The 22153-nt window shown below is 60.8% G+C and carries 20 protein-coding genes and 1 tRNA gene; 12 read left to right on the forward strand and 9 right to left on the reverse strand.

Annotated features, from left to right (window positions below):
* The first annotated feature begins 58 nt into the window (after nt 1-58).
* On the forward strand, nt 59-397 hold the full coding sequence (gene fdxA, locus QEZ49_RS15055; protein WP_280388168.1) for a ferredoxin FdxA: 339 nt from the start codon (nt 59-61) through the stop codon (nt 395-397).
* 519 nt (nt 398-916) lie between these two features.
* Entirely contained in the window at nt 917-2032 is a 1116-nt protein-coding gene (locus QEZ49_RS15060; protein WP_280388170.1) for a CarD family transcriptional regulator, read from the forward strand.
* Nucleotides 2033-2097: 65 nt separating this feature from the next.
* Here QEZ49_RS15060 and QEZ49_RS15065 read toward each other — a convergent pair whose 3' ends face one another.
* Both QEZ49_RS15065 and QEZ49_RS15070 read right to left on the reverse strand, forming a co-directional pair.
* Nucleotides 2098-3081, reverse strand: coding sequence for a thermonuclease family protein (locus tag QEZ49_RS15065; RefSeq protein ID WP_280388172.1), 984 nt, complete (start codon nt 3079-3081; stop codon nt 2098-2100).
* A gap of 148 nt (nt 3082-3229) precedes the next feature.
* The gene (locus tag QEZ49_RS15070) at nt 3230-4759 is read right to left on the reverse strand and encodes a calcium-binding protein (protein WP_280388569.1); all 1530 of its coding nucleotides are present in this window, start codon (nt 4757-4759) and stop codon (nt 3230-3232) included.
* Nucleotides 4760-5128: 369 nt separating this feature from the next.
* Here QEZ49_RS15070 and QEZ49_RS15075 point away from each other — a divergent pair.
* Nucleotides 5129-5205 (forward strand) — tRNA-Arg (locus QEZ49_RS15075).
* 56 nt (nt 5206-5261) lie between these two features.
* Here the strand turns inward: QEZ49_RS15075 and QEZ49_RS15080 are convergent.
* Entirely contained in the window at nt 5262-5921 is a 660-nt protein-coding gene (locus QEZ49_RS15080; RefSeq protein WP_280388174.1) for a response regulator transcription factor, read from the reverse strand.
* Between the two features lie 238 nt (nt 5922-6159).
* On the opposite strand from QEZ49_RS15080, the gene QEZ49_RS15085 reads away from it, so the two are divergent.
* Genes QEZ49_RS15085 through QEZ49_RS15100 form a run of 4 tightly spaced genes read left to right on the forward strand, consistent with a single transcriptional unit; the run spans nt 6160 to nt 12775 of the window.
* Entirely contained in the window at nt 6160-6858 is a 699-nt protein-coding gene (locus QEZ49_RS15085) for a L,D-transpeptidase (RefSeq protein WP_173952740.1), read from the forward strand.
* 22 nt (nt 6859-6880) lie between these two features.
* Nucleotides 6881-8302 carry an ATP-binding protein gene (locus QEZ49_RS15090; protein WP_280388176.1) on the forward strand — a complete coding sequence of 474 codons (1422 nt, stop codon included), beginning with the start codon at nt 6881-6883 and terminating at the stop codon, nt 8300-8302.
* A 58-nt stretch (nt 8303-8360) separates the two neighbouring features.
* Nucleotides 8361-11561 (forward strand): efflux RND transporter permease subunit, encoded by a 3201-nt coding sequence (locus QEZ49_RS15095; RefSeq protein WP_280388178.1) that lies wholly within the window; start codon nt 8361-8363, stop codon nt 11559-11561.
* Between the two features lie 14 nt (nt 11562-11575).
* The gene (locus tag QEZ49_RS15100; RefSeq protein ID WP_280388180.1) at nt 11576-12775 is read left to right on the forward strand and encodes an efflux RND transporter periplasmic adaptor subunit; all 1200 of its coding nucleotides are present in this window, start codon (nt 11576-11578) and stop codon (nt 12773-12775) included.
* Between the two features lie 30 nt (nt 12776-12805).
* Here the strand turns inward: QEZ49_RS15100 and QEZ49_RS15105 are convergent, their stop codons facing one another.
* The gene (locus QEZ49_RS15105) at nt 12806-13066 is read right to left on the reverse strand and encodes a hypothetical protein (protein WP_280388181.1); all 261 of its coding nucleotides are present in this window, start codon (nt 13064-13066) and stop codon (nt 12806-12808) included.
* Nucleotides 13067-13213: 147 nt separating this feature from the next.
* Here QEZ49_RS15105 and QEZ49_RS15110 point away from each other — a divergent pair, with 147 nt between their 5' ends.
* Nucleotides 13214-13906: a glutathione binding-like protein gene (locus tag QEZ49_RS15110; RefSeq protein ID WP_280388183.1), complete on the forward strand. Its 693-nt coding sequence runs from the start codon at nt 13214-13216 to the stop codon at nt 13904-13906.
* Between the two features lie 65 nt (nt 13907-13971).
* Here QEZ49_RS15110 and QEZ49_RS15115 read toward each other — a convergent pair whose 3' ends face one another.
* The 4 genes from QEZ49_RS15115 to QEZ49_RS15130 all read right to left on the reverse strand — a co-directional run bounded on the left by QEZ49_RS15115 (nt 13972) and on the right by QEZ49_RS15130 (nt 17004).
* Nucleotides 13972-14772 (reverse strand): heme ABC transporter ATP-binding protein, encoded by an 801-nt coding sequence (locus QEZ49_RS15115; RefSeq protein ID WP_280388185.1) that lies wholly within the window; start codon nt 14770-14772, stop codon nt 13972-13974.
* 3 nt (nt 14773-14775) lie between these two features.
* Complete coding sequence (locus QEZ49_RS15120) at nt 14776-15813, reverse strand: iron chelate uptake ABC transporter family permease subunit (RefSeq protein WP_280388187.1); 1038 nt, start codon at nt 15811-15813, stop codon at nt 14776-14778.
* A 50-nt stretch (nt 15814-15863) separates the two neighbouring features.
* Nucleotides 15864-16739 carry an ABC transporter substrate-binding protein gene (locus QEZ49_RS15125; protein WP_280388189.1) on the reverse strand — a complete coding sequence of 292 codons (876 nt, stop codon included), beginning with the start codon at nt 16737-16739 and terminating at the stop codon, nt 15864-15866.
* Between the two features lie 70 nt (nt 16740-16809).
* Nucleotides 16810-17004 (reverse strand): hemin uptake protein HemP, encoded by a 195-nt coding sequence (locus tag QEZ49_RS15130; RefSeq protein WP_280388191.1) that lies wholly within the window; start codon nt 17002-17004, stop codon nt 16810-16812.
* Nucleotides 17005-17427: 423 nt separating this feature from the next.
* Here QEZ49_RS15130 and QEZ49_RS15135 point away from each other — a divergent pair, with 423 nt between their 5' ends.
* From QEZ49_RS15135 to mutT, 4 genes are all read left to right on the forward strand, one after another.
* Nucleotides 17428-19566: a TonB-dependent receptor gene (locus QEZ49_RS15135; RefSeq protein WP_280388193.1), complete on the forward strand. Its 2139-nt coding sequence runs from the start codon at nt 17428-17430 to the stop codon at nt 19564-19566.
* A 127-nt stretch (nt 19567-19693) separates the two neighbouring features.
* Nucleotides 19694-20053 carry an antibiotic biosynthesis monooxygenase gene (locus tag QEZ49_RS15140; RefSeq protein ID WP_068462732.1) on the forward strand — a complete coding sequence of 120 codons (360 nt, stop codon included), beginning with the start codon at nt 19694-19696 and terminating at the stop codon, nt 20051-20053.
* Between the two features lie 17 nt (nt 20054-20070).
* Nucleotides 20071-20586 (forward strand): heme utilization cystosolic carrier protein HutX, encoded by a 516-nt coding sequence (gene hutX / locus QEZ49_RS15145; protein ID WP_280388195.1) that lies wholly within the window; start codon nt 20071-20073, stop codon nt 20584-20586.
* Nucleotides 20587-20738: 152 nt separating this feature from the next.
* Entirely contained in the window at nt 20739-21146 is a 408-nt protein-coding gene (mutT, locus tag QEZ49_RS15150) for an 8-oxo-dGTP diphosphatase MutT (protein ID WP_280388197.1), read from the forward strand.
* An 86-nt stretch (nt 21147-21232) separates the two neighbouring features.
* On the opposite strand, the gene QEZ49_RS15155 is transcribed toward mutT, so the two are convergent.
* On the reverse strand, nt 21233-22138 hold the full coding sequence (locus tag QEZ49_RS15155; protein WP_280388200.1) for a methyltransferase domain-containing protein: 906 nt from the start codon (nt 22136-22138) through the stop codon (nt 21233-21235).
* Between the last annotated feature and the right edge of the window lie 15 nt (nt 22139-22153).

A 22153-nucleotide genomic window follows, 5' to 3' on the forward strand; every position in this document is an offset into this window, starting at 1 on the left:
CTGCCACCGAAGCCAAGGGTGCGCCTGCACCCAATGGAAGTGACCCGGATCAAGACCTATGACTTATGTCGTCAATGACAAATGCATCAAATGCAAATTCACCGATTGCGTGGAGGTCTGTCCGGTCGATTGCTTCTATGAAGGCGAGAACATGCTCGTCATCCATCCCGACGAGTGCATCGACTGCGGTGTATGTGAGCCTGAATGCCCGGCTGATGCGATCAAGCCGGATACCGATCTGGGGGTAGAGCGCTGGCTGGAGCTGGCCCGGCAATATGCGGACGTCTGGCCCAACATCACGGCTAAAAAGGACGCGTTGCCGGACGCAGAGGCTCTGCGGGACGAACCCGGAAAATTTGAAAAATATTTTTCGCCAGAGCCCGGTTCAGGCGATTGATGCCGGCTCCGCGGCGGCGGGTCAGTTGCACTCTAACTGATTGAGATCGCGCGAATAATTCTAATTCTTGAGTGACCCATGCAACGCGTCTGAGAGCACATTTTTGTGCTCACGGAATGTTGCGGCAAAATGCGCAACCTTTTCACAGTGTTTGCAGAATGGCTTGGATTCGGGCTCTCCGGGTAAGTGTCGCCATACCCTTCCTAAGGCCCGCCCTTCATTTTCAATGAACTTTATGTTACGCTCCACCTAGATGATGTCCAAAACGCAGTACAGAGCCGGAACAGGAGCGAACAAAAAGCTTCCGCTTTGCCGCGCTGGCAACGATCGGGCCAGCAGCTGTTCTGTGCAACGAGCGGTTTTGTCACTTCAGGGCACAACACTGGGTCGCGCTCCCCCGATTGGGAGTATCGCTGGCCCGCCTACATGACTTGAGCGGCGGCCCTGTGCTGACGCCGAGTTGGTGCGCATCGAATTGAGTACTGGCTTCTAGCCCGACGAGAAAGTGAGACGACCCCCATGGCTGACAAGAAGAAGGCACCTGCCACCCGTTCGGCGAAGTCGACGACCCTCGCCGGAAAAAAGGCTGGCACCAAGGTGGCTACCGCGAAGAAGCCTGCTGCTGGTCGCGCCTCGGCGGCCAAGCCGGATGTTGCCCCCAAGGCAACGGCAAAAAAGCCAGCTGCTAAGGTGAGCGCTGCCGCTAAGGCCGCTGCTCCCAAAAAGGAAGCAGTTGCAGCATCCAAGGTCCAGGCTGCGAAGCCGGAGGCTAAAGCGCCCGCACCCAGCAAAGCGAAACAGCCTGTTGCGAAAACAGCAGGAACCGCTGCGCCCGTCAAGAAGCCCGTGAGCGCCGCCCCCAAGGTTGCGCCCAAGACTGTTGCACACAAGCCAGCAGTCGCCGCGCCGATGCGCGCTGTTGCTGCGGCGGTGAAGCCTTCGAACCAGAAGATCACCGCGCCGGTTCAGCAGCAGGCCCCGAAGGTTGGCGGTGGCGAAAAGGCTGCCGTGGCGGCTGATCTGACCAAGAAGCCCGTCAATCAGCGGCATGGTTTCAAGGCGAATGAGTTTGTCGTGTATCCGGCTCATGGCGTTGGGAAAATCATCGCCATCGAGGAGCAGGAAATTGCGGGCATGGCGCTCGAGCTTTTCGTGATCAACTTCGAAAAGGAAAAGCTGACCCTGCGCGTGCCGACCGGCAAGCTGGAGAGCGTTGGCATGCGCAAGCTTGCCGAAGAGCCGCTCGTCAAGAAGGCCATGGAAATCCTCAAGGGCCGCGCCCGTGTAAAGCGCACCATGTGGAGCCGCCGTGCGCAGGAATACGTTGCGAAGATCAACTCCGGCGATCTCGTTTCGATCGCGGAAGTCGTGCGCGACCTTTACCGCTCGGAGGCTCAGCCGGAGCAGTCGTACTCTGAGCGCCAGCTGTATGAGGATGCTCTCGACCGCATGGCACGCGAAATTGCAGCCGTTGAAAAGCTCGATGAGCGTGGCGCTGTGCAGCGCATCACCGACGTGCTTTCCAAGAGCGCACGCGGTCGTCGTCTGGCAGCTGAGGCTGAAGCAGAAGCGGGTGCTGCCGCCGAAGCGGATACTGACGATGACGGCGATGACTCTGAGACAAAGGCCGCCTAATTCGCTGCGGCGCGCGTTGCCGATTTTTGATCGGGCCGCGTGTCAACGTTGACTGTTGGCGACTGTTAGAGATCAAGAGCGTCCGGTGCCTTCCGCGCCGGGCGCTTTTTTTGTTTGCGCGTTGGCGCGGTGCCATGCTCGCGGCGATCGCTGCTTGTCATTGCGCCCCTCGGCGCTGGTGTAGGCGGCGCTCCGTTATCATCGACAATGGCAAGCTGGCTTGGATGCTCGATGTCGATGTACGGACCGTTGCGATATTGGATCCAGCCGCGCACTTCAACGCGGCGCCCTTCAAGCTGCTGCAGCGACTGGGCCAACTCCGGATTTTCGCGCAACACGCGTGCCTCGATGCCAGCGGTGAAATCACTGCGCCAGTCGCGGCCGAAGTTTATGTAGGTGCGTGCTTTGGTGGTGGCGACCTTGGCGACGTTGCCCGTGACTATCTCATAGGAATTGCGGCGACGAAGCAGTTCGCGAGTCCGCCAGGCAGGGCGTGGAGAATAGGCGCCGTTGCGCCACAGGCCGAGGCCAGCATCGCGCGCCGCTTTCTCATGGGCGAGCAGTTCGTTCATGCAGTCGAAGTTGCCCGGCAAACCGTAAGCGCGCGCGTGCCCGCGTAGCAGCATTTCGCCCTGCACCCAAACGCGTTCGCCATCGTTGTCGATGAACACATGCGCAAGGCGGCGGCCATAGCGATCCTGCGTGCGGCCGGACGTGGCCAGGAAGATGGTTTTGCCCGCAACGAGTTCGCGCAAGGTCTGCTTTGCGTTTTCCTCGGGTGTCCATGGCTCGGCTGCCGGGCTGAGGTCGGGTGAGCGCGGTGACAGTGCACCTATGATGCGGACCTGCTGCCCGTCGTCCATCTCGATGGTTTCAGCGTCGATGACACGGACCGCCGCGCCGGATGCGCCAGCCTTGAGCGTGCACGATGCGGCCGGTTCGCTGGCAGCATCCTGCTGTTGCGCTATTGCGCCAGGTACGCAGACGCCGGACACGCAGGCCACCAGGCTCGCCGCCGCCGCTCCCGACAGCAGACGCAACCATGTCATTCGTAACTGCGATTTTGGTACGCGCACGCGCATTCAATCCTCCGCGCGGCAGCATAGGGAGGTTTGAGCTGGAAAGCTTCTGTTGTGTGGCGGGCCGCTGCGTGGTGGGGCACAGCCATATGCTGGCGCGGGAAAGCGGCGTGACGATCTAAAACACGGGGGAAAGGAAAGCGTCGGCGAAGCTGCGGTTCGCGTCAGGCTGAGCGTCAACCGCTCCCGGCAGCAATTGGAAAATATCGCCGGTGCTGGATGCGGGCAATCCGCTGTCGGCGGTAACGGTTGGTTGACCGGCAGTCGCGCGAGCCACAATCTCATCACGGTTCCAGAAAAGCGCGTGATCAAACACGACGCGCTCAATTCCGGCGCCAGCACCCTCAAAGAACCCGGCAATAAGCACCGATCCATCGGGCATGGAAATCAGCAGGTCGCGCGCTGCAATAGCGATCAGTTCGACGTGCTCAGGATCTATCCCGCCGGTCAGGATCAACTCGTCGATGTCGCCGTTGACTGTTGCAAGTTCGATGATGGTGTCGTCGCCATCGCCGGGCAGATACACATAGGCATCGCTGCCGGTGCCGCCGATCAACGTGTCATCGCCCGTGCCTCCGTAGATGACGTCGTCGCCACCTCGGCCCTCAATGATGTCGCCACGCGCCGAGCCGACGATGCGGTTGCTGTTTTCGTCGCCAATCAGTCCGTCGATATCTGCAACAGTGTCGTGCTGAACCAGCCACGCGCTGCGTGTCGCGCCGGGCTCAGCATCGGCGGCGGGACGCAGAATTTGATTGTCTTCCTGCAGGTCGATGCCTTTGCCCGGCAGGATGCGATCGGTCTTGTGGTTCCACTGTATCCGTTCGATGGAAAACAGGTGGTCGGTGCCGCCCGCGAACGTAGCGGTGAAGTTCGGGACTTTGTGTGCGATCCAGTGGCGATTGAATGTAATGGTCACTTCGCCCGCGCCGGAATAGTCGATGACGTCGGTGCCATCTGACGCATAATTCAGTGTCGGCATGCCGCCGTGGATGATGTTGAAGCCGCCCGACCACTGGAACAGGTCGTCGTCCTCGCCGCCATAAAACTTTTCAATCGTGTTGGCTGTGTTGCTGCCGCTGAAGGTGTCGCTGCCCCGGCCACCAATGAAAGTTGAGAAGCCGTGCTCGGCGCGCATGATGTCGTCATTGCCGGTCCCGAGCAGCGTTGTCATGCCGGGCGAAAAATGCATCCCGTGGGGCAATGTGGTGTTCGGGTCGAGGCCCGAATAATGGATGAGCGAGGCAACAGCCGACGACGAGTTTATCGTCGGGTTGGGTGAGCCCGGCAGGCTGTAGGCGATGTAGGGAAAATCTTCTTCTTCGATGGTGCGCGCGAAGCTGGACATGGTTTCCCAGGCGCGGAATTCTTCGCCGTTGTATGGCAACGCGCGGCTGCCGCGCAGTTCTGGCGTGCCGATCTTGGCGGAGAGGTCGGCGCGTGCGGCCAGATTTGCGGTGGCTAGCGTGGTGCGGCCATCCGCGCCTTCGATGCCGAGGAATATGCCGTGCGGGCTGGCGTCGCGAACGCCCTCCATCACATACCAATGGTCCTGCGAATGGCCGTCGCTCTCGAACACAAGCTGCAGGTGGTCGAAGCCTAGTCGACCCAGCCCGAACATCTGCACCGGCATCCATTCGATGCGCACACGCGGCAATTTTCTCTCCCCTCGACCAGCGGTGCGAAGTCCTTCTCGGCTCACGAATTGCAATCATAGATTGCATTGCGACATGATGGCAATCGCATCCGTTGGGCGAGGAGGATGAGTATTGTTGCCTCACCGCAGGGGCAGGTCGGCTCATGCTTTTGCGGTGGGAAGCGGATTGGCGGCAGGTTGCATGCGATTGGGGGCTAAGAGATTTAGCTGCCGCCGCTCATTGCTTCGGCGCGGATGGCGCGATACCTAGAAGGAAGCCTATCTGTCATGCCATTCGGTTGTCGTCTGGCCGTGTTTTATGGGCGGTCATCCAGAAATTCTTCTCTCCGGTGGCGCCATCTGGTAGGTGCCAACCGTTGGGGCCCCGTAGCTCAGCTGGATAGAGCATCAGATTCCTAATCTGAGGGTCACAGGTTCAAATCCTGTCGGGGTCACCAATAGTTTCAATGCGTTATGATATTCGGCTGATATAGCGTCTTAGCGCTCCCGCGCCTCAAACCTTCGCGCGGTAGCCGAGGCCGCGCACGGTTTCGATGCGCTCCTTGCCGATCTTGGCGCGCAGATTGTGGATGTGCACCTCCACCGCGTTGCTCTCCACCTCCTCCTGCCAGCCGTAGAGAATGTCTTCCAGCTCCGGCTTCGAGTGCACAACGCCCGGCCGCTCCACCAGCGCCTGCAGCAGCGCAAATTCCCGCCGTGAGAGGTTCAGCGGCTCGCCATCGGCGGCGGTAACAGTGCGCCGTTCAGGATCAAGCTCCAGCCCCTGCCAGTCGATGGTGGCCTTGGCGCGACCCAGCGAACGACGGCGCAACGCGCGCAGGCGCGCAGCGAGTTCATCAAGGTCGAACGGCTTGCCGAGATAGTCGTCCGCCCCGCTGTCAAGGCCGTGGATGCGATCGCGGACTGAATCACGTGCGGTGAGCAGCAATACGGGCGTGGTGTCGTTCCTGCCGCGCAGATCGCGCAACACATCGAAGCCCGAACCGTCGGGAAGCATCAGATCAAGCACAACCGCGTCGAACTGCGTTGTCGAAAGCGCGGCCAGTGCGTCGGCGCATGTTTCGACCGCTTCGGCGGTGAAGCCATGCAGGCCCAGACCGACGGAGAGCCCGCTGCGCAGAACAAGGTCGTCCTCAACGATCAGCAGTCGCATCGCTTACCTTTCACGTGCGCTTGGTGCGCATACGTCATTGCGACAATATGGGCACGAAATGCTTCAGCATATGCATGCTTTGCGCGCATGCGACCAAGTTGCCGCCGCAGAAGCCGTGGTGCAATTGCCAGCTTAAGCTTGCCTTAATGTGAACACTTAGGACAGAGCCGCCGGGGTTTGACTGGCGGTGGTCCCGTGTGGCGCCGCATCTCGCCGGATTGTTGATAAGGGGGACGAGATGACGCTTTTGCGTGTTGCTGCGGTTGTGGGGTTGGCACTGAGCGTTGCCGGTTGTGCGTCAACCGACATGGATTGGCTGGGTGTGCCATATGCCGTCAGCGAGGCGGACCGCCAGAACTATGCGGCGCATCCGAATGAGCGTTTCCCGCTCAAGGCCGTGGAGCTTGCAAAGCTTGATCCGCGCTACCGGCGTCAGCTTGTGCGGTATGAAACGCGCGAGCCTTCGGGCACCATCATCGTCGATACGCCCAACCGCTATCTTTATCTGGTGACGGGCGAGAACCGCGCGCTGCGCTATGGCATCGAGGTTGGCCGCGAAGGTATGGCGTGGAGCGGCACGGCAAACGTTGCGCGCAAGGCGGCGTGGCCGACGTGGACGCCGCCGCGGGAGATGGTTGCGCGTGATCCGCGCACGGCTCCCTTTGCCAACGGAATGCCAGGCGGGCCGGAAAATCCGCTCGGCGCGCGGGCGCTGTATCTCTATCAGAACGGGCGCGACACGCTTTATCGCATTCACGGCGGCGGCAATCCGCGCACGCTGGGCAAGGCAACATCCAGCGGCTGCATTCGTCTGCTCGATCATGACGTGATCGATCTGTATCGCCGCGTGCCGCAGAATACGAAAACGATCGTGTTGCCGGATCCATCGTTGTCGAGTGAATCGGCTTCAGCGCCGGTGAGTGCACCGCACGCATGACTCTGCTCCGGGAGATCGCGCCATGACCTCTATGACCGCACGCCTGTTTGGACTGCTGATGCTGGCCACAACGGTGGTTTGGGCGTGCGGCATGGTGTGGATCTACGTCGGCAGCCAGAAAGAGCTGGAACGCGTGCTTGACGCGCGACTTGAGGAGGCGACGCGCATGGTTACGTCGCTGATGGAAAGCGCGGGTGTACACGTGACGAATGGCGTCGCGGGTGCGCGTGTGGCCAATCAGTCGGTTGCCATCCATCAGCATGAAGCGAATTTCCGTCTCGCATGCCAGATATGGTCAGTTGACGGAAAGCTTGTCGGCAAGTCCAGCGATGCGCCGATGACGCAGCTGACTTCCGTGAACAGCGGTTACACCAATCAGGAAATCAACGGCACGCCCTGGCGCGTTTATGCCCATGTCGATCCGGTGCTGGGCATTCGTGTTCTGGTGGGCGACAGCATCAGCCACCGCCAGCGTCTGGTTCGCGATCTCATGTGGGGATTGGCGCTGCCGGGTATCTTCGTTCTGGCTGCACTCAGCGGCCTGCTGTGGCTGGCCTTGCGCGAAGGTCTGGAGCCGTTGCGCCGCATGAGCGCTACGCTGGCCGCGCGTTCGCCCGATGCGCTTGAGCCGCTGGATATCGGACGCGCACCGGCTGAAATTCGTCCCGTCGTCGATTCCATGAACAGTCTGTTCGACAAGGTGGCGAAGGCGCGCGAGCATGAGCGCAGCGTGACGGCGTTTGCCGCGCACGAACTGCGCACGCCGCTTGCCGGGTTGCGCACCCAGGTGCAGATCGCGCTGGCGGCGTCCGATGCCACCATCCGTTACAATGCGCTACGCAGTGCGCTTACCGCAGCCGACCGCACGACGCGCATGGCCGGGCAGCTGCTGGCAATGGCGCAGGTTGATGCAACCGAAACGCGCGCGCCGCAGGAATGGATAAACGTTGGCGCCCGCCTGAAGGGCATCTGTGATGAATTGCGCCGTTCGGACGCGCAGCCGGGCGTGACGATTGAAGCGGCATTGTACGAGTGCCGCATTCAGGTCAATCCGGATGCGTTTCACATGGTGGCGCGCAATCTCACCGAGAATGCCATGCAGCATTCCGGTGGCACGGGCGCCGCGCGTTGGTCGATGGTGGTGGCGGAGCATGCATTGCTGCTGACCTTGGAAGACAGCGGCCCGGGTATTCCCGAGGATGAACTGGCGCTGGTGCGCAATCGCTTTTTCCGCGGCCGTCACAAAAGCGCAATTGGCAGTGGTCTGGGTCTGTCCATCGCGCACACGGCGCTGGAGAAGGACGGGCTGGAACTGCACCTTGAGAACCGCACGCCGGAGCAGGGATTGCGCGCGCAGATCGCCTTTGCTGTCGAGCGCTTCGTTATCGACATCACCGTGCCAGATACCGTCGAAAGCCATGAGGATATTGCGCGCACGGGATAGGCGCGAGCTTCAGTCCATCATCTCTCGACCGGAATTGTGAAAGACAGAAGAGCGGCCCATGTGGATCGTAAAATACGCGCTGAGCCATCGCCACAGCATCGGCGTTCTGGCGCTGCTATTGCTGTTGCTCGGTGGCCTGGGCGGACGCGGCATGTCGACCGACATCCTGCCCGCAGTGAACATTCCGGCCATCAATCTGATCTGGACCTATCAGGGGCTTAATCCGCAGGAGATGGCCAGCAAGCTGACGTCGTTCAGTGAGCTTGCTGTGATGAATAACGTCGACAACATTCGCGAGGTGCGTTCCGAAACCGTGAACGGCGTTGGCATCGTGCAGGTCACGTTTCAGCCGGGCACTAACGTTACGGATGCGTTCGCGCAGGTAACATCCGTCAGTCAGACCATTCTGCGTCGCATGCCGCCGGGCACCAATCCGCCGCTGATCGTTCCGTATGTGCCGTCGAGCGTGCCGATCATCCAGCTTGTGCTCGCCTCGGACACGCTCACCGATGGCGCCCTTTATGACTATGCGCGTCTCGCGTTGCGTGCACAGATCCAGTCGATCCCCGGCATCCGTCTGACGCTGCCTTATGGTGGCGCTTCGCGGCAGGTGATGATCGATCTGAAGCCGGAGGCGCTACAGGCGTACGGCATTTCCGCTGGCGATATTGCGCGCGCAACGGCAACCCAGAACCTGACGCTGCCTTCCGGTTCGCTGCGCGTCGATGAACGCGACATCACCATCACCACCAATGCAAGTCCGGAGACGGTGGCAAACTTTGCCGATCTTCCGTTGCGTTCGGTGGATGGCCGGGTTGTGCGTGTTTCAGATGTCGCCAGTGTGCGTGACGGTCAGGCCGTGCAGACCAACATCGCGCGGCTTGATGGCCAGAACGCTGTGATCGTGCAGATCCTGAAGCTGGGCGACGCATCGACGCTCGACATCGTGCAACAGATTCATGCACGCATGCCGGAGCTGCGCGCTGCGGCGCCCGAAGGTATCACGATTGCGCCGGTGTTCGATCAATCGGTGTTCGTCGTCAATGCGATCAACAACGTGATGGTCGAGGCCGTAATCGTTGGCCTGCTGGTTGCGCTGGTGGTGCTTGTGTTTCTTGGTAGCTGGCGGTCGTCGCTGATCGTGTTGACGTCAATCCCGCTGGCATTGCTTGCCTCTATTGCCGGTCTGGCGCTAACCGGAAACACCTTCAACCTTATGACCCTGGGCGGCTTGATGTTGGCCATCGGCATTCTGGTCGATAACGCGCTGGTCGAGATCGAAAACATCAACCGCAACCTCGAAATGGGGTTGCCGCTCAATGAAGCGATCCTCAAGAGCGCCAGCGAAGTTGCTTTCCCGGAGTTCGTTTCGACGCTTTCGATCTGCATCGTGTTTTCGCCGCTGTTTCTGCTCACCGGCACGGCCGCATTCGTGTTTGTGCCGCTGGCGCTGGCGGTCGTGTTCGCAATGGTCGCGTCGTATGTGTTGTCGCGCACGCTGGTGCCGACGCTGGCTTCGCTGATGCTGCATGCCGGGCCGCATCACGCGCCGGGTGGGTTGTTCGGTTTCGTTGCGCGTGGTGTCGACAGGCTGTTGGCCGTTCTTGAGCGCACGATCGCCGCCATCGCCGCGCTGCTGTTGCGCTGGAAGTTTATTCCGCTCGCAGGGCTGGTTGTAGCGCTTGGCATTGGCGGTTGGTCGGCCGCAAATCTCGGGCGCGAGTTCTTTCCTGAAACCGACGCGGGCATGATCCGCATCTATCTGCGCGCGCAAACGGGGCTGCGGCTGGAAGAGACGGCCGTGCGTTTCGCCGCTGTGCAGCGCGAGATACTGGATATCATTCCGCCGGATGAGGTCGAATTCATCGCCGAGAACATTGGCAGTCCCGAACCTATCAATCTCGGCTGGGTTGAAAGCGGCGTTATTGGTTCGTTCGACGGCGAAATGCTGGTGCAGCTCAGTCATGCGCACGCACCCACGGAAATGTACGTGCGCAAGATCCGTCAGATGCTGACGGAGAAATTCCCGCAGATGGTGGCGTATTTCCGGCCTGCCGATGCAACCTCGCAAACACTTGCGGGTTCCGCGCAAACGGCGATTGAGGTGCGCCTCATAGGTCGCGACCGCGCAGGCAACGCCGAAATAGCGCACGAGCTCATGACGCGCATGTACGATATTCCAGGCGCCGTGGATGTCGCTCAGCGGCAGGTGACAGACCTGCCGTCGTATTACCTGGAAATCGATCGCGTACGTGCGCTGCAGATTGGTGTGACGCCGCAGGACGCCGCCACTGCATTGCTGGCGGCGCTCGGGGCATCGGGAACGGTGTCGCCCAGCTTCTGGTCGGATCCGGAGCAGGGCGCGGCCTACACGGTGCAGGTTGTGGCGCCGCCAACCAATCTCACCTCGCTTGAGCAGTTGCTGAATACGCCTGTGCGTCCGTCGGCCGGCGGTGACCCCGTTGCGTTGCGCACGTTTGCCTCGCTGCAGATGCGCGAAATTCCTGCCAACATCGATCGCACGACGCTGCAGCCCACCATCACCATTCTGGCAAATGTGGAAGGGCGCGATCTCGGTGGTGTTTACGGAGATGTTGCCGCTCTGGTCGATGAGGCGCGTGCGCGCCTGAAGCCGGGCAACCGCATCGTCATCGCCGGACAAGCGCAATCCATGCAGCAGGCCTATGCGGAAATGCTGGGCGGTCTGCTGATGGCGTCCATCTTCGTTTATCTGGTGATGGTGGTGAACTTCCAGTCGTGGATCATGCCGGCCATCGCCATGGGCGGCTTGCCAGTGGCGATATCGGGCGCATTGTTCGCGTTGCTGCTGACGGGCACAGCGGTTTCGGTGCCGGCGTTGACCGGCCTCATCATGGTGATCGGTGTTTCGACCGCGAACAGCGTTCTGGTGACGAGTTTCGCGCGTGACCTTTTGCTTGAAGGCATAGCGCCGCGTCAGGCCGCGATAGAGGCGGCGCGCACCCGGTTGCGTCCGGTGTTGATGACCGCGACGGCGATGATCGTCGGCATTTTGCCGATGGCGCTCGGTCACGGTGATGGCGGCGAGCAGAATGCGCCGCTCGGACGTGCGGTTGTCGGCGGTCTCATCTTTGGCACCTGTGCAACGCTGACGTTCGTACCGTTTTTGTTTGCGACGCTGGCCAGCATCGGCCGACGCAAGCAGGCCGCGAGCGATCATCACGCAGGGCAAAAACAGGAAATCGCACCTACGTCGCTCAGCGGCGTTCCGGCAGAATGAGGATGGAGCAAGTCATGGGCCTGAAACGTCTGGCGATCGCGCTTGCGGTGGTTTCAGTGTGCGGCACCGGTGTTTACGTAGTCACGCGCGCAGATGGCGGAGCGGTGCTGGCGGATGCGCTGCGTTATGCGGGGCTGGCAAACAAGGCGCATGCCAACCCGGCGCAAAAGCCTAAGGCCGACGCTCAGCGGATCTGCAAGGTGCGTGTTATCGCGCCGGTCGCAGCGCCGGAAGCGGTGGTGCTGACGCTGTCTGGACGCACCGCGCCGGTGGAGCAGGCGCTGCTGTCGTCGCGCGCCAGCGGCATCGTATCTGAACGCCGTGTGGACATAGGCGACAAGGTCAATGCGGGCGATGTGCTGATCGTCATCGACGCGCCGGAGGTGGAGCAGCAGTTGCGTCGCGCCCGTGCGGCTGTGGATCAGGCAAAGGCTAGGCTAACGCTGGCGCGCGTTAGTCTCGAACGTTCGGAAAGTCTCGTCGGCAAGGGGCACACCTCGATGCAGACGGTCGACGAAAGGCGCGCGGCGGAGCTGATTGCCAAGGCTGACGTTGCCGCCGCCGCTGCGGAGGTGAAGCGGTTGGAGGAAGTGGCAGGCTTCCAGACTATTCGCGCGCCGTTCGATGGCACCATCATCGCGCGGCACGTTGAGCGCGGTGACAAGGTGTCGGGCGAGTCGGGTCAGCAAAGCGGTTATCTGCTGCGGATCGGCAGGCTTGATGAGCTGCGTATTGAAGTGGATGTGCCGCAGTCATCCTCGCTTGTCGTTGTTCCCGGTTCTGCGGCTAAGGTTCAGTTTGCAGAGTGGCCGCAGGAGCTGGAAGCGAAGGTTGTGCGGGTCGCCAGTCAGATCGATGCCTCGTCGAGCACCATGCGCGCAGAGCTGCTGATGAATAACCCTGCGGGCAGAATTCCGGCGGGTCTGAACGGCCAGGTTTCCATTCATGTCGCGGCCGAGAAGGGCGCCGTCAACGTACCTTCAAATACGTTGATGACGCGCGCCGGCAAGCAGGTCGTCGCCGTGGTTGACGCGCACAGTAAGGTGCAATGGAAAGCGGTGCGCGTTGCGCGGGATCTGGGCGGCAGCGTGGTGATCTCTGCCGGTCTGACGGTAAGCGATCAGGTGATCGTCAGTCCAAATGCGCTGTTGCGTCCGGGTGATCAGGTGGAAATTGCGCAACCATCGGCGCAGGTGGGTATGGCGCGCCGGTAAGCAACGCCAACAAGCTGCGCGCGGTGCGGATTACCGGTTTTCGTACGGCGGCAATCGCGAGTTCTGATCGCCGTGCGCGCGCTGCCCGCGCCACCTGCTGTAGAGCGAGAGCGCGACGCCAACCGGAATTGCGACCAGCAGCAGGATGCCGATTATCAGCGCCGCTCCAACCAGGAAAAACGCCGCCAGGATCAGTCCCGCGATCGAACCGATGACGAGCCCTGCAAGCAGTAGCCATGCACGCCATCCGGAAACGACCGTCGTTTGTCCGTTATTCTGGATGACCAGCATATAAAACCTCGCAATCTGTGGCGGCTGATGGCGTCGCCAGCGATATTTAAGGAAACATGCGGGCAATTGCGAGTGCTGGCCGTTGTAAGCGACTGGTTTTGATCCCATAAGATGCGCCGGCGGATCAATGCAGCGACAACGGAAAACATGATAGATCTCTATTATTGGGCCACGCCCAATGGCCACAAGATCACGATATTTCTTGAGGAGGCGGATGTTTCGTTCCGCCTGCTGCCGGTCAACATCGGCAAGGGCGAGCAGTTCGATCCCGCGTTCCTGCGCCACGCACCCAACAACCGCATTCCGGCAATCGTCGATCACTCACCGCGCGACGGCGGCGAGCCGATCAGCATTTTTGAATCCGGTGCCATTCTTCAGTATCTGGGCCGCAAGACCGGGCTGTTCTATCCGCAGGAAGAGCGCGCAAGAGTCGATGTTGATCAATGGCTGTTCTGGCAGGTGGGTGGCCTCGGACCGATGGCGGGCCAGAACCATCACTTCGTGCAGTACGCCAGTGAAAACGTGCCGTACGCGATCGATCGCTACGTGAAGGAAACAAACCGCCTCTATGGCGTATTGAACCGCCGTCTGGCCGATCGCGAATTTATTGCGGGCGAATATTCAATCGCCGATATGGCCTGTTATCCGTGGATCGTCCCGCATGAGCGGCAGCGTCAGAATCTGGCGGACTTCCCGCATCTGGCGCGTTGGCTGGAAACCATTGCGGCACGTCCGGCGGTGCAGCAGGCATACGCGCTGGCCGAGACGGTGAATGCAAATGCGGTCATGTCGGAGCAGGATAAGCAGGTGCTGTTCGGCCAGACAGCCAAGCGCGATTGACGTTAATGCTGGCGATCATCGCAGCGCCTCGGTTGAGAGTGGCGCTGCGATGACGTCTCAGTTTGTCAGCGCGCGCGGATGTAATGCGGCAGAATGAACGGCACGCCTTCAGACGGTGTGCGGTTGGTGCGTACTTCGCAGCCGTAAGCTCGGGACAACACATCGTCCTTCAATACTTCGGCCGGCGTTCCGCGTGCGGTGATGCGCCCGGCGCTGAGCAGCACGAGTTCGTCGGCAAACACGGCGGCCAGATTCAGGTCATGCAGAATGGCCATGACCGCAAGCCCCTTGCGGGCCTGTTCCAGCGCTTCTTCCAGTACGACGCCCTGATGGGCGAGGTCGAGGCTGGCGGTCGGCTCATCCAGCAGCAGAATGCCCGGTTCATTTTCAGCGCGCTTCGCCATCGCAAGCTGCAACAGCGCGCGCGCAATATGTACGCGCTGGCGTTCGCCACCGGATAGATTTGTAAACAGGCGATGTTCAAGCGCCAGCAGCCCTACCGTGCGCAGGCAGTCCAGCGCCATGCGCTCGATGTGCTCCGGCGGCTCTGCAAAGCCGGGCACGGTTGCGCCCAGCAGCACCACTTCGCGCACGCTGAATGGAAACGAGAGTGCCGTTGATTGTGGCACCACAGCGCGCCGCCGGGATAGATCCAGCGCGGTGAAACTGGACAGCGCGCGGCCGTCCAGTGTGATCGCACCGGAGGTTGGCTTGATCTCGCCCGACAGCAGCTTCAGTAGCGTGGATTTGCCAGCACCGTTCGGGCCGACAAGTGCAACCAGCTTGCCCGGCGGGATCGCCATGTCGATGTCGGAGACGAGCGTCTTGCCGTTGATCTGAAATGCGGCGGCGTGTGCAGTCAGCATTGTTTACTCCGAGCCGCCGATGCCGCGTTTCATCACCAGATGCAGGAACACGGGCGTTCCGATCGCAGCCATCACGATGCCGATGGGCAGCTCTGCCGGACGCACGATGAGCCGCGCGATGATATCGGCGAACAGCAGCAGCGCCGCGCCAAACAGTGCGCTGCCCGGCAGCACGACGCGATGATCCGGCCCGGCGAGCAGGCGAATGATATGAGGCACAACGATGCCAATGAAGCCGATAACGCCAGCCATCGCGACGGCGGCGCCGACGGATGCAGCGGTCGCTACAATCGCGATGCGCTTGGTGCGCTCGACATTGATGCCGAGGTGAAACGCTTCGGCTTCGCCCAACAGGAAGCCGTTCAGGCCGCGGATCAGCAGTGGCGTCAGCAGTGCAATCAAAATACCGAATGGCAGCACGGCAAGAATTTTGGGCCAGTTGGCACCGCCGAGGCTACCCATGGACCAGAAGGTAAGGTCGCGTAGCTGACGGTCGTCGCTGGCGTATGCGAGCAGGCCGGTTAGCGCACCTGAAAGAGCACCAAGCGCGATACCCGCAAGCAGCAGGGTGCCAATCATGAGCTGGCCGTGACGTCCGGCGATCGTGACAAGTATCAGCGTCGTCACCATGCCGCCGAAGAACGCGGCAACAGGCAATGCGTAGATGCCGAGGGGCGCGAGTATCGGCGCGGCAATACCATTGCCCAGCACGATGGTTGCGACGGCAAAGAGTGCTGCGCCGGACGACACACCAACGAGGCCAGGGTCAGCCAGCGGGTTGCGGAACAACCCCTGCATTATTGCGCCGGCAATCGCCAGGCTCGCGCCGACGAAAATGCCGAGCAACGTGCGCGGCAGACGAATGTCGAGCAGCACCAGTTGTTCGCGGGCGATGGTGGCATCGGTTGTGCCGCTGATGGCGGCAGAGAGCGCACGCGGCAAAGACGACAACGTGATGCCCGTGGGCCCCAGTGAAAGCGACGCAACTATCGCAACAGCTAGAAGTACAGCGCTGCCAATGATGACCTGGGCAGCGCTCATGCGGTGGGTTTTCCCCGCCCGGCTGCCCGAGAGGGGAATTGCTTCACTCGTCATTCGGCAGCGCTCGCCTTCTTCTGCACCAGTTCGGGATAAAGGGCGGCCATCAGTTCACGGGCGGCGCGTGCGCAGCGTGGCCCGAAACCGAGAAGATAAAGGCCGTTCATCTCGATGATCTCGCCATTCTTCATGGCTGGGCTGCCAGCAAGTGACGGGACGGTTTTTATGCGATCGGAATGCATGCCACCGCCGCCATGCTGCATGGTGAGGATCGCGTCAGGAGCAAGCTCTACGCCGGATTCATCGGTCATGGGCTTGTAGCCTGGAACCGAGGCCCCTGCATTCACCGCGCCGGCAAGCTGGATCATCGCATCGGCGCCGGTTCCAGCGCCGCCAATGGTGGCCTTGCCGCTCTGCACGCTCAGCACGAACAGCGCGCGCTTCGGCTTCGTGATCTTGGCGCGCTGCTCCGCCAGCAGTGCAAAGTCGCGCTCGACGTCCTTGGCCAGAGCTTCGCCCGCAGCTTCCAGGCCTACAACTTTCGCGATGAAGCGGATCTTGTTGGCCACACCCTCGGGTGTTTTATCGTCAGGCACCATCACATAGGGAACAGACGAAGACTTCAGCACCTCAATGACCGGAGGCGGGCCCGCGTCCGATGAGGCAATGATGACTGAAGGATTGGTGGAAAGCACACCCTCGGCTGACAGCGCGCGCAGATAACCTACGTCGGTTTTCTTTTGCAGCGCGTCGCCAGGAAACTGGCTCGTTGAATCGATGGCGATGATTTTGTCGTCGGCGCGCAGAGCATAGAGAATTTCGGTTACATCGCCGCCGACGGAGAGGATGCGTGAGGTGTCGGTCACCTTAACGTCGCGTCCGCTGCCATCCACGATCAATTGTTCGGCCAGCGTCGAAGTTGCCGACATGGCAACGCCAGCTGCAAGCAGGAGGGAAGAGGCGCAAGTGCGTATCAGATAGCTGCGAAACATTGATATCTCACTTTGTCAGGATGAGCTTGCCGTTGGCGGTGATGCGCAGACGGTAGTCCATGCCGTCGTGCTCAAGTATGGCCTCGCGGCCGCCTTTCAGAATATCCTTCACCGCAACGCGCACTTTGCGTTCGCCATTAGAACCTGTAATATGCTCTACGGCCGCATCGGGATAGGTTTCTTCTTTGGCAGCGGCCTTCATGACCTGCGCTCCATGGCTTTTTTGAAGATGGCCTCGAAATGCGAGCGGTGCGGCGTTTGTGGCAGATTTGCGCCCGAACACATTTCTTGACTCTAATAGTCATAAAACATTAACTTGTACAAGTCCGGCAGTGCCGGATTAGGTGCGTCCCACCGTCGTGGGCAACGCATCGGAATTGAGGCAAGCCCGCCAGTAGTACGCGTATGTGTTGCGTGCATGAGCCAGCCAGCCCTTTGGTATGCGTTTTGGGGGGTTGAGTTAGTGCGTGCGCGTAGCGTTGCGTGTGAAGTTGCGGCTGCGGGTTCGCCCGCAGGAGCCTCAGGGCTCAGGGAAGTTCAATCAAGCAAGAGTATCGATGGCTCAGCCGGGCGCTCCCGTACTCCCGGTGCTCCGGTTTCAGGGCCATTCGTTAGGGCCTTCCTCTTGCTTGGTGTTTCTGTCGTTGCTGTTTCTGTCGCCAGCGATGCGTTCGCGCAGGAAACTCAACTCCCCCCTCTTACTGTAGAGGGTGCGCAGGCCAAGAAGCCGACGAAAAAGAAGGCAGCCGCCAAGAAGTCTTCGCCGAGCGCTGCAGTTTCTGCACCACAGCCGATGCAGGCTCCGCAGACGCAGGCTACTTCCGCTGCAGTTACTGAGCCATCGTTTGTGCCTTACACGGTGCCGGCTGGCGTAAGTGTAATCGACAGCAGTGAGCTGAACACCTTCGGGCAGGTTCGCACGGACGGTGTTCTGCGCGCGACGCCCGGAACATTCACACGCGAAAGCGCAGGCAATCCTGGCACCGCCGTCAACATTCGCGGCTTTGAGGGCCAGGGCCGCGTTAACATGATGATCGACGGCGTCCGCCAGAATATTCGATTTACTGGCCACGAAGCCGCTGGCTTTGCGTATGTCGATCCGATGTTGCTGGCGGGTATTGATATTCAGCGCGGTGCAGTTTCCGGCCGCGGCGGTGCAGGTGCTCTGGCAGGCGCGGCTAATTTCCGTACGCTCGGCGTAAGCGACATTATCAAGGATGGCCAGAACGCTGGCGTGCTTTCCGCCGTCACCTGGGGCAGCAACGGCACCGGATGGTCGAAGATGATCGGTGCCGGTATGCGTAACAGCACTGCCGGTGTCGCGGCCGCGATCAGCGGTAGCAATCGGGATAACTACAAGAATGGTAACGGTGAAACGGTTCGCTTCACCGATCAGGATGTGGTCTCAGGTCTCGCCAAGGCCTATGCGTATCTTTCACCGGAAGCGCGCGTAGATTTCGGCGGCGTGTTCTATGACAACGACTTCAGCGCGCAGTCGGTAAATCAGAACGTCACATCTCGGATTGCCAACGGTCTCTTTCACTATGCGCCAGCCGACAATAACCTGGTCAATTTCCAGGCCGGCATCCAGTACAGCAATGTCGAGATTGAGTATCTGAGCGCGGTGAACTCGGCAGGTAATTCAAGTGTCGGTCGTACGATTGAAGACCGCGGCATTGGCTTCGATCTATCCAACACGTCCCGGTTCATGCTCGGCCAGGTGAAGGTTGCTTCCACCTACGGTTATGAGTACTTCCGCGACGAATACACGGTTGCCAACGGCAACGTGAACCCCGGCGGCACGATGACCGTTGGCGGTGCGTTTTCGAACACTACTTTCACCTACGGCATCGTCGATTTCATTGCGGGCCTTCGCTACGACCACTACTCGGTGGAAGGCAACGGAGCTTACGCTGGCATTGAGAATGAAGATGGTCGTTTCGATCCGAAGCTGACGCTCGCTGTAAATCCGTTCAAGGGTTTCCAGGTTTACGCGACTTATTCAGGATCGATGCGCGCGCCGACAACCAATGAAATGTTCTTTGGTGGTAGTCATCCAGGTGCAGGAACCACCGGCTTCTACAGACCTAACCCGGCTCTGGATGCTGAAACGCAGCAGGGTTACGAGTTGGGCTTCAATTACCTGCAGCGTGACGTGATCAATCGTGGCGACGTCTTCGGCCTCAAGGCAGCGTACTATCGCATGGACGTCGACAACTACATCGTGACGCGCATGTCGACGGTACCGTCTACCGTCTATTTCTTCGATAACGTACCCGGCACGAGCTTGGTTGAGGGCGTCGAAGTTCAAGCCGATTACGACACCGGGTTCGCGTTTGCCGGCCTTGTGTACAGCTACAACAACAGCACTTTGCCTTCTCAGCTCACATCCTCTTTCGGCGGCAGCACCTATATGCCGGAGCACAACCTCGTTCTTACGGGTGGTCTCCGGTTCCTCGACGAAGCGCTTGAGGTGGGAGCTCGCGCTTCCATCGTGTCAGGGGCTGACGATCCGAGCGCTACGGCTACAGCTGGTCGCCGGGCTGGCTACGAATTGGTCGATCTGTTCGCAAACTATAATGTTTGGGAAGGCGTGACACTCGGCGCCATGGTGACCAACGTTTTCGACCGCACTTACACGCCAGTGCTAGGTACAGCGCAGTCTTCGGCCTGTGTCTCCTTCACTATTCCGAGCACGTGTCCGGCTGAACCTCAGAGTGGCCGTGGCCGAACCTTCATCCTGTCGGCGAGGGCGCAGTTCTGACGGGTTTGGCTCGGCTTGATGCCGTGATAAACCTGTTGGCATATGTCAGCGACACCTAGGCATCGACATCGGCGGGTACCATGTATCCGCCGATGTGAGTTCAACACGCCCATGGGAGGCAAATAGAATGTCCAAGTTCATCGCCATGAACCGCTTCAAGGTGCAGAAGGGTTCTGAAAAAGACTTCGAGCATGTCTGGCTTTCGCGCGAGACGCATCTGCACGAGTTGCCCGGCTTTGTTGAGTTCCATTTGCTCAAGGGCCCGGAGCGTGAAGACCATGTGCTTTATTCCTCGCACACTGTCTGGCGCTCCAAGGAAGACTTCGAGGCGTGGACCAAGTCGGAGCAGTTCCGCAAGGCGCATGCGCGCGCGGGCAGCGGTGACGTGAAGCCGCTTTATGTCGGTCATCCGGAATTCGAAGGCTTCACCGTGCTGATGGAGCAGACGAACGACGGCACCTCCAAGACGCCCGTGGCTGCGGAATAATCGGCGGAGCTGAGATCATGGAAACCGCTGCAGTCGCTACAACTGAACGTCCGCCACTGGCGGAGCGTGTCGCCGCTGGTGCCGGTGATCTGCTTGAGCAGATCGCCCGCGAATATGGCGTCAGCACGCTGGAGGTTGTGCGCAATCTGCCGGCCGATCAGGGTGTGGTCGTTTCGGGCGACGCCTTTGCCGACATCATGCAGGACATCTCCTCGTGGGGCGATGTTCTGTTCCTCATTCACAATAGCGATATCGTGCTTGAGTGCACCGGCAAGGTTCCGCCGGGCACGTTCGGCCATGGCTATTACAACATCCATGGCGACAGCCCGATCGGCGGTCACATCAAGGCTGACAACTGCAAGGCCATTGCTTTCGTTGCACGCGGTTTGAAGCGCATCAGCATGTCGGTGCAGTTCTATAACGCCGCGGGCGAAGCTGTGTTCAAGATCTTCGTTGGCCGCGACGACAACCGAGACCTTATCCCGGAGCAGGTGCAGAAGTTCGAAGCGCTGCGTGCCCGCTATTCGGCTTAAGCCTCGCGATTGGCGGGGCGTGTGAAAGCACAGGGCTCGCACAGCATGGATTGGGTAGTCGGCCTACGACGGCTGCCCTTTGGCGCCGCCTAAGGGAGCAACCTCCCAGTTCCCCTATGCAGCAGGCGCGTCCTAGAGTATGGGCTGGCTTCATGAGCCAGCCCATACTCCTCGTCGCAGCAGCGGCGATCGTCGATACCGATAATCGCGTCCTTCTCACCCGTCGCCCGCCCGGCAAGGACATGGCCGGTCTGTGGGAGTTTCCCGGTGGCAAGGTGGAGCCCGGCGAGACGCCTGAAGCAGCGTTGCGGCGCGAGCTGTTCGAGGAGCTAGGCATCGATGTCTGCCCCGAGTGCCTGCACCCGATCACCTTCGCCAGCCACACCTACGAGAAGTTTCACCTGCTGATGCCGTTGTTTCTGGTTCGGCAGTGGGACGGCATGGTTGCCGCGCAGGAGGGGCAGGAGCTTGCATGGGTGCGGGCCATGCGGCTGAAGGACTACCCGATGCCGCCCGCCGATGTGCCGCTCATTCCGGCATTGCGCGATCTGCTCAGCTAAGCGCTACAGCAGTTAGTCGTGTGGGGCGTGCGGAGTGTGCTGGAGCCTACAGCCTTGCCACGCTCCAGTCGGCACAATGCCGTCAGCTATTCGTCCAGCTTCCGTTCGGGCACGCCCAATGCCTCCGCAAGACGCGTGGATGCAGAGCCCGGCCGCAGCGGTTTGGGCTGGCTTTCGTCCGGCGCCCACGCGGTCAGCGTCAGAATTTCAAACGTCGCCGGAATGCGGCCATCAGCTTGCGCATAGCGCTCGATGTAAATTTCCGCTGCGCGCAACAGCAGACCTCGCGTCACCGGCGTTTTGCGGCGCGCGATGAGCATATTGCTGGCGCCCATCGCTTTGATTTCGCGCATCAGACTGAGCGGATCGGAATAGGTGACAGTCACGGTTTCGGAATCGACCACTGGCAGCGCAAAGCCCGCGCGCTGCAGCAGCGCACCCATGTCGCGCACGTCGGCGAATGGCGCCACGCGCGGCGACGCTCCGCCCGAAACTTCCGCTTCCGCCGCCAGCCACGCTGCGCGTAGCTCATAAAGCGTGGTGCCGCCGAGTACTGAAGCCAGCAACAAGCCGTCCGGTCGCAATGCGCGGCGGATCTGAATCAGCGTTCCCGGCAGATCGTTGACGAGCTGGAGCGACAGCGCTGACACCGCCAGATCGAGCGTGCCGTCGCCAAAGGGAAGCGCTTCTTCGTCGGCAACCACGCGCAGGTCGGCGGGGCTCCGCGCCAGCAGCGCTGCCACCGGATCAAGATCAATGATCCGTTCCACGCCCGCCAGCCCGCGAATGCGTTCACTCACCACACCGTGATGCGCACCGATGTTAGCCGCCAACGGTAGCGTACGGCGCACGATTGCCAGCCGCTCGGACAGGTCGTCCGCCACGCGCTGCAGCAGAAAGTCATGCTCGGACGCGCGACCGGCGAAGCGCCGCCGCCGCCGGGTCAGCAGCGTGCGGTCGAAAATGCGGGTGAGTTCGGGCTGGGATTGCAACGGCTAAATCCGGAT

This window comes from Hyphomicrobium sp. D-2 (assembly GCF_029872155.1).
Classification (GTDB): Bacteria; Pseudomonadota; Alphaproteobacteria; order Rhizobiales; family Hyphomicrobiaceae; genus Hyphomicrobium_A.